We start from the raw sequence: 13,395 nt of genomic DNA, 5'->3' as shown, positions 1-13,395 counted from the left end.
ATATGTGTGATGACGTCAAACCAGCGTGATACCATCATCGGCAATAGTAATCAGCCGGCGGCGATACAAGTCGCCGATGGCTTTCTTATACACCTTCTTGCTCACTTTGAATCGATCTTGGATGAGTTCCGAAGGACTCTTATCGCCCAAATCACAATGTCCGCCATTCTCCTGTAGATAATGGAGAAGCACGTCGGAGAACTCTTCGGTCTGGCGTCGTCCAGTAGGTTGCAACGTCAGATCAATCTTATTGTCTTGGCGCACATGGTCGATATACGCCTTGAGGCGATCGCCCGAATGAAGGGGTTGGAAAATCTGTCCCTCGTAGATAAGACCCTGATACTTGTTATCTACAATGACCTTGAAACCAAGATCTGTCTTTTGCCACACCATCACTTCCACCTCGTCACCATGTTTATAGACATGATAGGGAGTCTGTTTGATTTCATCATTGGTCGGGAAAAGATACTTGTCAACCTTGGCTGTAGCCATCAGTCGGTAGCTCTCTTCATCGATGGTGATATAGACCAGATAATATTGTCCTTTCTGCATGCGCATCTTCTGCTCGCGGAATGGGCAAAACAAATCTTTCATCAATCCCCAGTTGAGGAAAGCACCATATTCGTTGACCCATGCCACTTCAAGCCATGCGAAATCGCCTACCTTGGCTATCGGTTTCTGGGTTGTAGCTACTGGGCGTTCGTCCTGATCGAGATAGATAAACACTTCGAGTTGGTCTCCTATCTTGGCATCTTTAGGCACATAGCGTGCAGGGAGAAGTATCTCACCTTCATCACCTCCATCAAGATACAGGCCGAAATCTACGGTCTTGACAATCGTCAGCGTATTATAGTCACCGAGTTTAATCTTCATTTATTTCTTCGTTTTGTGGTTGCTCTATTGTTTGTTCTGCCGCGCTGTGTTGATCTGCTACAGCGTCTTCACCTTCCACTGGTTGCTCCGACGGTTCAACAGTTTCGGGCTGTTCCAACTCTCCGTCGCGCAGATGTATGGTACGGTCGGTAAGCGTGGCAAGTTGTTCGTCGTGGGTAACAATGACAAAGGTCTGTCCGTACTTGTCGCGCAAATCGAAAAACAGCTGATGCAGCTCTGCCTTGTTTTTCGAATCAAGCGATCCACTGGGTTCATCTGCCAGTATGACCGTAGGATTGTTGATCAATGCACGTGCCACCGCCACACGTTGTTTCTCGCCGCCACTAAGTTCGTTAGGCTTGTGGTTGGCTCTGTCTGCCAGTCCCATAAACTGTAGAAGTTCAGAAGCTCGCTGTTTGGCTTCGCTACTTGATGTGCCTGCGATATAGGCTGGTATCATGATATTTTCCAGCGCTGTAAATTCGGGCAGCAGTTGATGAAACTGAAACACGAAACCGATATGACGGTTGCGGAAGTCTGCCAGTTTTTTGTTAGACAAACTCGTCACGTCGATTCCGTCTATATGTACCGAACCAGTATTGGGCCGGTCGAGCGTTCCTATAATCTGCAACAAGGTTGTCTTGCCGGCTCCGCTTGGTCCTACAATACTGACCACCTCACCTTTTCCTATGGTGAGGTCTATGCCTTTGAGCACTTGCAGTTTGCCAAAACTCTTGGTGATGTTGTTGATAGCTATCATTTCTTCAGAAATTTCTTTGTTCGTTGTTTGTTGATCCAGCGCAGGATAGCGTCATAGATACTGCTTTCCTCATGGTGCTGGGCCTCAGTAAAGGTCATATTCTCCTCCTTGATGTCACCATACTGATCGGGGAAGATTATCATTAGATTCTTGCCCGAAAAATGTTGCATAAGCTCATTGGGCAGGCGTTCAAGTGCAGATTTATAAGAGATGGTTCCTTTACGGGCAGTAACCACTACAAACATGTGGTCGCTGCGTATGGTCTCTGCCAATCGGGGCAGTTCGTTCCAATGTGCCATGTAGGTATATTCGCTGCGCACACTGGGATGCCAGTTGGTGATGTATTCTCTGATGAGTGCCAACGACTCTTGACGTCCATGAAACTCTATACGGCAATCAAGATTTCCTGCCATTCGGCACAAGCGTTCGAGCCAGCGATGGAATCCGGGTTCAAATTCTGCCCGCGACGGGACGACCACTTCTATGCGACGCAGCGTATTGAGGGGTTCTATGAATCGTGTGAGCACAATCTGCCGGCTCAGTCCATTATACAAGCTCTGTATGAAATCGCCCCAGAATTTGGGATTGTTATCGGTATGAACGTGCATGCCCATGATAATTTCTGAGGCTGCAAACTCACGGAAGGCATGTTTGATGCCATTGGCAATATTGGTGGCAAGGCGCACTTGGGTCTGCATCTTCACATCATAACCGCTGGCACGTTGTTCCAGTTTCTCTAACAATTGCAATCCGTGTTCCCTATTGATGGCTGCTTTTTGGTCATCATACACTACATTGAGCGCCACCAATTCACGATTCAACTTCTGGTTGCGCATCATCACCGCAAGTTCGAGAAGTTGCGGTGCAATCTCTGGATACTTCACACAAAGGAAGATGCGCTCATCATCGCGCTGCTGATTGGTCACAGGCAGATGTGACTTATCGCACAACACGATTTGTCGGGCTGCCTGTTCGGTGGTCATCGTACTGATCAGACAAGTGACGAGTATCATGATAACTACGCCGTTGAGTATCTCGTTGTTGACCAAATACACACCAGGACTTATCTCCAAACGCATGCCAACCAATACCATGGCGATGGCACCAGCCGCATGGGCGCTGGTCAGACCAAACATCATACGGCCTGCAACCTGTGGCAAGCGGAACAGCAGACTCGACAGATAGGCTGCCACTGCCTTACCGAAGGTTCCGAAGAATGCTATCATCGTCACGATAAACAGCATGTGTGGTCCTTCAAACAGACTGCTCACATCGATAAGCATACCCACTCCAATCAGGAAATAGGGAATAAACAATGCATTACCGATAAACTCTATGCGGTTCATCAGAGGCGATACGTGGGGAATATATCGGTTAAGTATCAGTCCTGAGAAAAATGCGCCAACAATACCTTCCACTCCTACAGCTTCTGAAGCCGCAGCACTTAGAAACAATATAGCCAATACAAAGATGAACTGCATGACGGCATCACTATAGCGACGCAGGAAGAAGCGGGTCAGTTTTGGAATAAGCCATACGCTGACACCACAATAGCACACAAACTTAGTAAGAAACAACAGCCAGAACCCTACCCCCACATCTTCTCCATAGGAAGCTGCCAAGGCTGCCAACATAAGGAGTGCCAGAAAGAGTGAGATCATCGACGAACCGACAGACAGCATGACACTCGACTCACGTTGCAGTCCGTAGCGTCCGATTATGGGATAGGCTATTAGTGTGTTCGATGCCATGATACATCCCAGCAGGAAAGAGGCTTGCGAGGAGTACCCTAAAATATGCTCTGCCATAATCCACGTAAGTGATAGAGGGACGAAACAGGTCAGCAGTCCGAATATCAAGAATCGGTTGCTATTGCGTTTCACACTCTCCATGTCCATCTCAAGGCCTGCGAGAAACATAATATAGAGCAATCCGACCTTGCCAAACAGTTCAAACGAATCGTCGCGTTGTAGGATATTGAATCCGTATTTACCCACAATCATTCCCGCCAACACCATACCGATGATGTGTGGAATGCGAAGTTTGCTCATAATGATAGGGGCAAACAGGATGATGAGCAGCACCACGCAGAATATCAGCGTGGGATCAGTAATGGGGAAATATGATAACAGCATCTGCATATTTGTCTTTACAAGGGTTCAAAGGTACAAATAAGCGAGCGAAAAACCAAATATATTTGAGCTTTTCCGAGCGAGAGTACCTAAAATCCGCAGGATTAAAGGTACGAATAAGCGAGCGAAAAACCAAATATATTTGAGCTTTTCCGAGCGGGAGTACCTAAAATCCATAGGATTAAAGGTACGAATAAGCGAGCGAAAAACCAAATATATTTGAGCTTTTCCGAGCGAGAGTACCTAAAATCCGCAGGATTAAAGGTACGAATAAGCGAGCGAAAAACCGTTTCCAATTCAAATAGATTCAAGCTTTTACATGACAAAAAGTACAAGAATGTAACCACCAACAGGGTTTTAACCAACAAAAACTAAAGAAAAAACCACTTTTTCTTTGCATTCTGCTCACATAATCGTACCTTTGCACCCGGATATTCAACATAACCAAAGAAAAAGATAAATTATGAAAGTAGCAATCGTTGGCGCCAGTGGCGCCGTAGGACAGGAATTTCTTCGAATACTCGACCAGCGCAACTTCCCTATGGACGAGTTGGTGTTGTTCGGCTCAAAGCGCAGTGCAGGTACCACTTACACATTTCGTGGAAAAGAACTGACCGTCAAATTGCTTCAGCATAACGACGATTTCAAAGACATCGACATCGCCTTTACATCGGCAGGCGGCGGCACCTCTGAGGAGTTTGCCGAAACCATCACCAAGTATGGTGCCGTGATGATCGACAACTCGAGTGCATTCCGTATGTGCGACGATGTACCCTTGGTAGTTCCCGAAGTGAATGCCGAGGATGCCCTCAACCGTCCACGTGGCATTATTGCCAACCCCAACTGCACCACTATCATGATGGTTGTTGTGCTCAAGCCCATCGACGATCTGAGCCATATCAAGAAGATTCACATCGCTTCCTACCAGAGTGCATCTGGTGCTGGAGCTGCTGCTATGGCAGAACTGCAACAGCAGTACAAAGACCTCATCGAGACAGGAAAGACCGATCACATCAGTAAGTTCCCCCACCAGTTGGCATACAACGTCATTCCACAGATTGACAAGATGACACCCAACGACTATACCAAGGAGGAAATGAAGATGTTCAACGAAACTCGTAAAATCATGCACTCGGATGTACGCACAAGTGCCACCTGTGTACGTGTATCATCTCTTCGTTCTCACTCTGAGAGCGTATGGTTTGAAACCGAGAGTCCGCTTACCGTCGAACAGATTCGCACAGCACTTGAAGCTGCTCCCGGCGTAACCGTTAAGGACGATGCCCAAAACTACGTATATCCCATGCCTTTGGAGAGTGCAGGCAAAGACGATATCTATGTAGGACGCATCCGCAAGGATCTTGCCGACGATAATGGTAACACCTTGTGGCTCACCGGCGACCAGATTCGCAAAGGTGCCGCCCTCAATGCAGTACAGATTGCCGAATACCTTATCAAGGTGGGCAACGTAAAATAACCCGAAGGCATCCCGAAACCATCCCGACCACTCCGTCACTCAATAATGATGTGACATTGTGGTCGGTTTTTCATTGATGGCGGGTCATTTATAGATTTTCATCTCGTATCGATTATACGCTAAATAAAGAACGAAGATGCACATAAAAGAAAAGCACTTGCAACTTCTTCCAACTCTGCAGAATGCTTTATTGGCAGTGGCAGTGTTCTGTTATTGGATGTGGATAGCTCCTCATCTCTTATTTTTCCGCGAAAGCATGCAGCTTTTTCTTTGGACAGAAGACTATCTGAGCGAACGCCTTGCCGTGCCGGGTGGATTTGCACAGTATCTTGGCGAGTGCATCGTGCAGTTGTTTCTCAATCCTGCTATCGGCGCTGGTTGCTACGCCTTGATGGCTGTCATGACCAAGATCGTTTCAGCCCGTCTTCTGAGTTCGGTTATAACCGACAAAGTACGCTGGTCTTGGTTTACGCTCCTGCCTCCGCTTGTCTTGTGGTATATTACTACGGTGCCCACCATACCGATGACAGTTCCCGTAGCATTGTTGCTGACCATAACCCTAATGGCAATACTACCCGACAACCCTCGCAGTAGTATGTGGCTGACTATTGTCCTCGTCCCTGCGGGCTACTGGCTGTTAGGACCAGCCATCGTTCTATTACCTCTCTACCATCTACGCTTCCTGCATAGAGCACAGCGATTTCACATCGTTACGGTAGTGCTTGGCACATTGCTGTTGTTGGCAGGTTCCGTAGTGGCGAGCAGTCGCGTCGTGGCTTATCCGCTCCGCATGCTCGTCCATGGCATCGACTACCATTGGGCTCCTGAGTTGATGGGCGACGAGGAGGAAATGATTTACGACATGTTGTCCAGACGTCAACGCTGGGCAACGATAGCCAACCGCTATAATACCCACCCATCCGACAATCCTGCCATTCTGGCTGTGGCGAAATATGCCCTTTATCATGAAGGGATGATTGAACGGCAAGAACTTCTTCAGGGCCTTGCTCCCTCTTTCCGATCCCAGAACTCCATCCCGGCCATGCAAATGATTAGCGAGGTATATCTTCGTGTGGGATTCATCACCATGTCACAACGCAATGCCTTTGAAGCCATGGAGGGCATTCCCAACTGCAACAAGAGTGCCCGTTCACTGTATCGACTGGTAGAGACTAACCTGATTACTGGGCAATATGAAGTGGCGCTAAAATACATCACTATACTTGAACATACACTCATGTATCGTTCCTGGGCAAATAAGATGCGCCGTCTGGTGGAACATCCACAACGCATCCGGAATCATGTGTTCTATCATGAACTGCAACTGGTCTATAATGCCACTCCAGATGCATTTTTCTAACTTCCAAGCATACCGCAAATGAACAAATATCTTCTATCAGCCTTCCTATTGCTCGTCTTAGCGTGCTCCTCCACACCTCACGATGTGCAGGAGAGCAATCGTCTGCCTAAGATCTATCCCGACTATATTGACGTCACCATCCCTGTCGGTATCGCTCCCCTCAACTTTGCCATAGCCGATCCGCAGGTAACCACAGTTGACGTAGTGGTAAGAGGTGCCCATGGTGGCAAACTGCATGCCAATGGCAAGGATGCCGACTTCAACATCAAAGAATGGCATCAGTTGCTCACACAGAATAAGGGTGCAGACCTCTACGTGGAAGTATGTGCCGAACGTGACGGGAGGTGGACCCGTTATCGTGATTTCCGTATCCACGTCAGCAACCAGCCATTCGATGAATGGGGACTAACCTACCGCCTCATCCCACCTAGCTATGCCATGTACAGCAAGATGGGAATCTACCAGCGCGACCTTTCCAATTTTGAAGAGACGCCTCTTATCGTCAACACAGCCATTCCCAACCAATGCGTCAACTGTCATACACCCAACCAAACCAATCCAGACCAATATGTCTTTCATGTACGTGGAGAACATGGAGCTACAGTCATTAGGAGAAATGGGAAGATTGAACTTTTGAAGGCAAAAAACGAACTGTTGGGTGGTTCGATGGTCTATCCCTATTGGCATCCGAAAGGGCGTTTCTGTGCCTTCTCCACCAACAAGACCTTACAGATGTTTCATGCTGCAGCTAAAAGCAAGCGCATCGAGGTCTATGATTCCGAATCGGACATCTTTGTCTATGACACTCAGAGACATTCTATCCTTCGCGACACACTGCTAATGAGAAAGGAATGGGCAGAGAACACGCCTGTGTTTTCTCCTGATGGCAAATGGTTATATTTTATCACAGCGCGTCGACAAAACTATCCTGCCGACTACAATAAAGAACGTTACAGCCTCTGTCGCGTGGCTTTCGACAGTATGTCGGGACGTTTCGGAACGCAAGTAGATACACTCATCAACGCTAGGACAATGGGCAAAAGTGTCACATGGCCTCGTCCTTCCTATGACGGCCGCTATCTCCTATATACTCAGATTGACTATGGCTACTTCTCCGTATGGCATCCCGAAAGCGACCTCTGGATACTTAACCTGAAGACCATGCAGACCTATCCGCTCACAGCTGCTAACAGCAAGCGCACCGAGAGTCTTCATGCCTGGACAAAGAACAGCAAATGGTTTCTCTTCACCTCACGGCGCGACGACGGACTCTATACGCGTATCTACCTATCCTCCATCGACCGCCAAGGAAGAGCCACCAAACCTTTCATGCTTCCCCAACGTCATCCAAAAGAATATTATCGACTGTTGCTTTATTCCTATAACACGCCCGATTTCACCCTCCGTCCTGTAGATTCCGATGCTTTCAAGCTACAACACGATATCGAGAGTGAACACCGGATTTCAACACAAATCAATCAGTAGATTACCACATCGTATTATAGCAGAGGCTTCGACAGATAGCGTTGAAACATCATTCTATAGGCTGCTGCCTTCTTCTCAAAAGCCAAAGGATAGGCACGCGAAGAAGATGGCAGCCTATATAGTTCCACCTGCAGAGGGAGCATGATATGGCTATTGACCTTCGGCACATGGGCTATACCCATACGCTGGCATATGGTCTCAGCAGCTTTCTCGCCCGTCACCACAATAGCTTTCAGCATCGGCATCTGTGCCACAAGTGCCGCAACGTCAGTCTGCTCCACCACTTCAAGATACTTATCGCTGGCATTATCCTTCAACCGTCTCACGGCTGTTGCCGTATCAAAGAAACCGATGCCATACTTCTCGCAATGGCTGACAATATCATCCAATCGGAATGTCTTGCGCTTTTGATCCACAAAATGCTGTTTGTCACCATAGAACACCTCCCCCTCTATGCGCCAATGGTCGTTGATGAAGTTGGGATAATAGAAGTCCATACACCACCTTTTACGTTGCGGAGGAAAGCTGCCCAAGAATAATATTTCTCCCCGTTTCGGCAGAAAAGGTTTCAACGGATGCCACTCCACATTGTCATCCGTACTATCCATCCGCGCCAGATGTGCGCTATCAAGCCAAGAGTCTTCCTTTGCCATTCGTCTTTATTTTTATGCAAAGGTAGTACAAACCGAGCGAAATACAAAAGGAAACCGAGTTTTCCTTTTATTTCCAAGTTGTGGTCTATCTTGAACAAGTTAAGTAATAGTCACTTGTTAAACTTACTGGTTTTGAGTATGTAATCCCCACCCATCAAGGCAGGGCAGCAGAGAACGTACTCTTCTCATACCTTGTGCATGAAGGGGACGTGATACCTGGCAACTCTCACTTCGACACCACCAAGGGACATATTGAAGGACGTAGAGCAACGGCGCTCGACTGTACCGTGGACGATGCGAAGGACACGCAACTCGAAGTTCCCTTCAAGGGCAATGTCGATCCTAAGAAACTTGAGGCAGCACTTGAGCAATACGGTGATAAAGTGCCATTTATCATTGTGACCATCACCAACAATACCGCAGGCGGTCAACCCGTATCCATGGAAAACCTAAGAGCAGTTCGTGCCATTGCCGACAAATACGGCAAACCGGTGCTATTCGACTCTGCTCGTTTTGCCGAAAACGCATACTTTATCAAAACGCGAGAAGAGGGTTATCAGGACAAGACCATCAAGGAAATTACAAAAGAAATGTTTGCACTCGCTGATGGAATGACCATGAGTGCCAAGAAGGATGGTATCGTCAATATGGGTGGATTCATCGCCACAAGACGCCAAGACTGGTATGAAGGAGCCAAAGGCTTCTGTGTACAGTTTGAAGGTTATCTGACCTATGGTGGCAAGAATGGTCGCGATATGAATGCTCTGGCAGTTTGTCTTGACGAGAACACAGAGTTTGACAATCTGCAAACTCGTATTCATCAGGTAGAATATCTGGCATCTTTGCTCGATGAGTATGGCATTCCTTATCAGCGTCCTGCCGGTGGTCACGCTATTTTCGTTGATGCACCAAAGGTGCTTACCCACGTGCCGAAGGAAGAATTTCCGGCTCAGACACTCACGGTAGAACTCTATCTCGAAGCAGGTATTCGTGGTTGCGAGATTGGTTATCTGTTGGCAGACCGTGATCCTGTGACACGCGAAAATCGCTTCAACGGTCTTGACCTTCTGCGTCTTGCCATACCGCGCCGTGTATATACCGACAACCACATGGCTGTCATCGCAGCAGCTCTGAAGAATGTGTATGACCGCCGCCAGCAGATTACCCACGGTGTGCATATTACATGGGAAGCACCTCTGATGCGCCATTTCACCGTGCAGCTTGAGAGAATCACAGACTAACCACTTAGCGTTCTCCTTGAGGCACAACTCAACCGAGGCGAACTACGTTGACTTTCCACCACGTTCGGAAAGTTCAATCCTGCTCATTTGGCTTAACGAAAACAGAAGGCTGCCATTCCCCCATCAGGTTTGGCAGTTTCTCGTCGCGCCTTCGAAAGTTTCTCGTCATTTTCTCGATCTTCTTTCGTTCTTCTCTCGTCCTTCTCTCGTTCTTCTCTCGTCCTTCTCTCGTTCTTCTCTCGTTCGAAATTCGCCCGATCCTCGTTCGGTCCTCGTTCGGTCTTCGATAGACTAACGAATAAGCAACGAGAGACGAACGAGAGACGAACGAGGACCTAACGAGAACCCAACGAGAACCGAACGAAAAACTATCGAGAACTGGTCGGGTGTAAATCGAAGAACCATGGTCCTTCTGTTGTAACCAGTTTGAGGTGTTTAGAGTTGCATTTGTAAACATAATTGGGAATTTTTAATTGATAAGACTTGTGGTTTATTGCAAAGGCCTCATCCTTGTTTTGGAAATCAGCCTTTGGTTCGCGTGCAAAGATACAATATCACACCCCCCGTTGTCAACCCTTTAGTCTGGATTTTAATTTTATTTAACTCATAATTTAGGTTTTTTAATATTATAGAGGCAAAATTCCATCAAAAGCCACACCTTTTAGATGAGAAACAACAGTTTATCAAGGTGTCGGATATTCCGTGGATCATAAAAAATCCGAGTAACTGGTTTGATCACAACAGGAGATGTGAAATTGGTGCTAAATACTGTATTTTTAGCGCATGGCGTTATCGCGACCAGCGATTGGCAATATCGCGACCAGCGATTGGCGTTATCTCTCCCAGCGATTGACGTTCTCTACAATAGAGAGCAATATTACCTGTTTTTCAATAGATGTCCATGACCTATCCTCCTGACATGGTGTGCTATCAAGTTTCAGCCTGAAAAACGTATCATCTATGCAATCCTCATCCCCCTCCACCCTAATCAATCATTAGACGAAACGTATATTTTTTTCCTCTATTTCTCAGTCTTTTCATTCTCACAAAGACATCTTCATATCACTCTCCACACCAAACAAGTATGCTTATATTGTTGTAGTTCGTAAAACAATTAGTTGTGTGTATTATAGATATTTTTGTTGCAAGTTGCTGCAAAATATCGCGACCTGTACGGTTGAAATGCTTTTAGCCCTTCTGGCTGCTGACTGCAACCCTGGAAAACTGAACGGGTATGCTCTGGAATATGTATCTTGCCTCTACGCTCACCGACCGTCAGCAGGAAATTCTAAATGAGTCTGGCAATTCTGACTTGATGCGAAACAGCAACTCTATAATCAACTGCGCCATGCTTCTTTCGCTTGGATATATCCATGAGGCTACAACCTATGCAGAGTCGTGTGGCAGTGGCGGTTCGCCATGCTCTGGTTGGGGACGTGACAAAGATGAGGATAATGATCATTGATGGCGCAGGTGCATTGCAGTATCGGCTGCGATGATGCGACCAGCGAAGTATCGGATACGGCGTAGTAGATAATTGTCAAATAAAATTGCAGTAAGTATTCTTCAAGTTAAATGAGAACAGCTATCTGCAATTTTACGTTTATATTATATTGAAGAAACCGTCATATTCTTCATCTACTATTATTTTGAAACAACAATCCATTGTCCATTTTTATCACTTCCGCTACGTGTAATGTACCCTTCCTTAACGAAGTAAGTTCTCTTTTTAACGTTGCAAGCGAAATACCCAGTTTGTTTGCCAAATCTTCTCTTATTATTGATGGACTTTGCTTCATGATAGATAGTATAGTTTGTTGCCGTTCATTTACAGGCTCATTTACAGGCTCATTTGTTGGCTCGTTTTGAATATGGAGAGTCAATTTTACCTGCATAAGTTCGGGTTGCTCCAATAACTTAGGCTTTATCCAATGCTTTTCATTCCATGCGTTTAGAATGAGTGGAAAGCCCGAGCCAAGGTTCTCGCCATAGCCAATCATGCGGAGCATATTCTGCATACGCTGATTACGTGCCTTTGACTCGCCACCTTTGTAAATCTGCTCAATAGGCAGTTTCAGAAGTCCTGGATTGGTCAGAACAAAACAATCGTCATACTTTTCAACTTTCAGCACTCCATTCACCATAAAATCGGAATGAATAACCATATTTGTAACGGCTTCACGCACAGCCTTGGCTTGAAGCGTATCGTCTTTGCGCACTACACCGTCCATACTGAAAGGGTGAGGCAAATCACGTGTCAGTTTCGGAATGACCATGCGAATAAAGTTGAACAGGTTGTTTTCCCAAGTCCCATCGTATGTCAATCGGTCGCTATAGCGTTGGTCGCCTATCAAATTGGATTTATCATTTTATAATCCAAACATTCTTTATATTGTCAAATTTTAATTTCTTGCGATAATAGGGCAATAACATAAATGCAGAGTCTGCCTTTTCAGCAGAGATTGATACTTTTATTTGATTTTCTCCTTCATCTTCTACATGATAATCAATGTCATAAGATCTCTTTATTAAGCCTAATGCCATTTGGGATGCTTGGTATGATTTATCTAACGCTCCATTCTCCTTAACCAATAAATTGTATTTATTTCCTAATGCGTTATAATCTTTAACAAGTGCATTGTATTTAGCCACAAGCTGTTTTGTCTCTTGAATACTGCTGCTAAGAGATAGTGTATCATTACCTCTCAATGCATATTCTGTTTTTTCATATTGCACTGAATGATAATGATGAATATCCGTATATTTTGTTATTTCTTTGGGTTGATACTCTTCTTTTAATATATATGTTGTAGTCGTAATTATTGAATCTTCTTTTTTTATTGAATCCTTTTTGATTAAGAAATATTTATGTACAAGACTATCACTAAAAACTAAATCTTGTATTGTTTTATCTCTTTGTTCTATTTGTTCCTGTAACTTATCTGTCAAAGAAATGACATGGAATAGACAACCCAATAGAACAATAATTGGGAGTGTGTAAATACTTTTTATAATAGAAGTCTTCTTCATTGTTAATTGCTTATTTCTTTTGACATTTTTAATTGCAAGCATTCTGTTTTCAAAGATGTATTTTCTTTTTCCAAGTCTCGAATTTCTTTGTTAAGTGCCTGTATAGCTTGGTCAAATTCACTCTTTTGTTTTGCTAATTTTTCATTATTCTCTTGAATGAGATTATTGTATTCAATTTTAGACTCAACATCAGAAATAAACATACCAAACTTATAACAAGCTACACATATTCCACCGAATATAGAAAATAAAGCTATCCAAAACTTATAGTGTTCAATACACCAATAGAAAATCTCTTTGGCTTCACTCTCTTTTTTCTTCGAGAATGAATATGCATTATTTCTTGAATTAGTATATTTATGTTTCCTTTTATTATCTACCATA

The 13,395-nt window shown here is 45.2% G+C and carries 11 protein-coding genes and 1 pseudogene; 5 read left to right on the top strand and 7 right to left on the bottom strand.

The genetic code is table 11. The features are described 5' to 3' along the window. Nucleotides 1–15: 15 nt before the first annotated feature. From CIK93_RS08600 to CIK93_RS08590, 3 genes are read right to left on the bottom strand one after another with little or no spacing between them, the layout of a single operon-like run. Complete coding sequence (locus CIK93_RS08600) at nucleotides 16–873, bottom strand: S1 RNA-binding domain-containing protein (protein WP_094447090.1); 858 nt, start codon at nucleotides 871–873, stop codon at nucleotides 16–18. Further along, nucleotides 863–1,633 carry an ABC transporter ATP-binding protein gene (locus CIK93_RS08595; RefSeq protein WP_094391395.1) on the bottom strand — a complete coding sequence of 257 codons (771 nt, stop codon included), beginning with the start codon at nucleotides 1,631–1,633 and terminating at the stop codon, nucleotides 863–865. The genes CIK93_RS08600 and CIK93_RS08595 overlap by 11 nt, the downstream gene beginning before the upstream one ends. Beyond that, entirely contained in the window at nucleotides 1,630–3,774 is a 2,145-nt protein-coding gene (locus CIK93_RS08590; RefSeq protein ID WP_094391396.1) for a cation:proton antiporter, read from the bottom strand. The genes CIK93_RS08595 and CIK93_RS08590 overlap by 4 nt, the downstream gene beginning before the upstream one ends. Nucleotides 3,775–4,228: 454 nt before the next feature. On the opposite strand from CIK93_RS08590, the gene CIK93_RS08585 reads away from it, so the two are divergent. The 3 genes from CIK93_RS08585 to CIK93_RS08575 all read left to right on the top strand — a co-directional run bounded on the left by CIK93_RS08585 (nucleotide 4,229) and on the right by CIK93_RS08575 (nucleotide 8,087). Further along, complete coding sequence (locus CIK93_RS08585) at nucleotides 4,229–5,242, top strand: aspartate-semialdehyde dehydrogenase (RefSeq protein WP_094391397.1); 1,014 nt, start codon at nucleotides 4,229–4,231, stop codon at nucleotides 5,240–5,242. Between the two features lie 136 nt (nucleotides 5,243–5,378). Beyond that, a complete protein-coding gene (locus tag CIK93_RS08580) occupies nucleotides 5,379–6,602 on the top strand; it encodes a DUF6057 family protein (RefSeq protein ID WP_094447089.1) in 1,224 nt (407 codons plus the stop codon). 18 nt (nucleotides 6,603–6,620) lie between these two features. Beyond that, on the top strand, nucleotides 6,621–8,087 hold the full coding sequence (locus CIK93_RS08575; RefSeq protein WP_094447088.1) for a PD40 domain-containing protein: 1,467 nt from the start codon (nucleotides 6,621–6,623) through the stop codon (nucleotides 8,085–8,087). 14 nt (nucleotides 8,088–8,101) lie between these two features. Here CIK93_RS08575 and CIK93_RS08570 read toward each other — a convergent pair whose 3' ends face one another. Then, the gene (locus CIK93_RS08570) at nucleotides 8,102–8,695 is read right to left on the bottom strand and encodes a uracil-DNA glycosylase family protein (protein ID WP_094447165.1); all 594 of its coding nucleotides are present in this window, start codon (nucleotides 8,693–8,695) and stop codon (nucleotides 8,102–8,104) included. 158 nt (nucleotides 8,696–8,853) lie between these two features. On the opposite strand from CIK93_RS08570, the pseudogene CIK93_RS08565 reads away from it, so the two are divergent. Both CIK93_RS08565 and CIK93_RS08560 read left to right on the top strand, forming a co-directional pair. Next, nucleotides 8,854–9,981: pseudogene (locus tag CIK93_RS08565) on the top strand (tryptophanase); the annotation flags it as partial. A 1,234-nt stretch (nucleotides 9,982–11,215) separates the two neighbouring features. Next, nucleotides 11,216–11,446 carry a hypothetical protein gene (locus CIK93_RS08560; protein WP_144007549.1) on the top strand — a complete coding sequence of 77 codons (231 nt, stop codon included), beginning with the start codon at nucleotides 11,216–11,218 and terminating at the stop codon, nucleotides 11,444–11,446. Between the two features lie 169 nt (nucleotides 11,447–11,615). Here the strand turns inward: CIK93_RS08560 and CIK93_RS08555 are convergent, their stop codons facing one another. Genes CIK93_RS08555 through CIK93_RS08545 form a run of 3 tightly spaced genes read right to left on the bottom strand, consistent with a single transcriptional unit; the run spans nucleotide 11,616 to nucleotide 13,394 of the window. After that, nucleotides 11,616–12,335, bottom strand: coding sequence for an ATP-binding protein (locus CIK93_RS08555; RefSeq protein ID WP_254046769.1), 720 nt, complete (start codon nucleotides 12,333–12,335; stop codon nucleotides 11,616–11,618). Nucleotides 12,336–12,345: 10 nt separating this feature from the next. After that, on the bottom strand, nucleotides 12,346–13,011 hold the full coding sequence (locus CIK93_RS08550) for a hypothetical protein (protein WP_094447086.1): 666 nt from the start codon (nucleotides 13,009–13,011) through the stop codon (nucleotides 12,346–12,348). Nucleotides 13,012–13,013: 2 nt separating this feature from the next. Then, nucleotides 13,014–13,394, bottom strand: a complete 381-nt coding sequence (locus CIK93_RS08545; RefSeq protein ID WP_094447085.1) for a hypothetical protein — start codon at nucleotides 13,392–13,394, stop codon at nucleotides 13,014–13,016. Nucleotide 13,395: the final 1 nt, after the last annotated feature.

The sequence above is a fragment of the Prevotella sp. P3-92 genome, assembly GCF_002251205.1.
Classification (GTDB): domain Bacteria; phylum Bacteroidota; class Bacteroidia; order Bacteroidales; family Bacteroidaceae; genus Prevotella.
The sequence above is the reverse complement of the archived record's forward strand: the minus strand, read 5'-3'. Positions and strand labels throughout refer to the sequence as shown.

Coding starts and splice junctions, on each gene's coding strand:
- CIK93_RS08545 (WP_094447085.1), bottom strand. CDS start 13,394: ATGGTAGATAATAAAAGGAAACATAAATATACTAATTCAAGAAATAAT.
- CIK93_RS08590 (WP_094391396.1), bottom strand. CDS start 3,774: ATGCAGATGCTGTTATCATATTTCCCCATTACTGATCCCACGCTGATA.
- CIK93_RS08585 (WP_094391397.1), top strand. CDS start 4,229: ATGAAAGTAGCAATCGTTGGCGCCAGTGGCGCCGTAGGACAGGAATTT.
- CIK93_RS08550 (WP_094447086.1), bottom strand. CDS start 13,011: ATGAAGAAGACTTCTATTATAAAAAGTATTTACACACTCCCAATTATT.
- CIK93_RS08560 (WP_144007549.1), top strand. CDS start 11,216: ATGCTCTGGAATATGTATCTTGCCTCTACGCTCACCGACCGTCAGCAG.
- CIK93_RS08580 (WP_094447089.1), top strand. CDS start 5,379: ATGCACATAAAAGAAAAGCACTTGCAACTTCTTCCAACTCTGCAGAAT.
- CIK93_RS08570 (WP_094447165.1), bottom strand. CDS start 8,695: ATGGATAGTACGGATGACAATGTGGAGTGGCATCCGTTGAAACCTTTT.
- CIK93_RS08575 (WP_094447088.1), top strand. CDS start 6,621: ATGAACAAATATCTTCTATCAGCCTTCCTATTGCTCGTCTTAGCGTGC.
- CIK93_RS08595 (WP_094391395.1), bottom strand. CDS start 1,633: ATGATAGCTATCAACAACATCACCAAGAGTTTTGGCAAACTGCAAGTG.
- CIK93_RS08600 (WP_094447090.1), bottom strand. CDS start 873: ATGAAGATTAAACTCGGTGACTATAATACGCTGACGATTGTCAAGACC.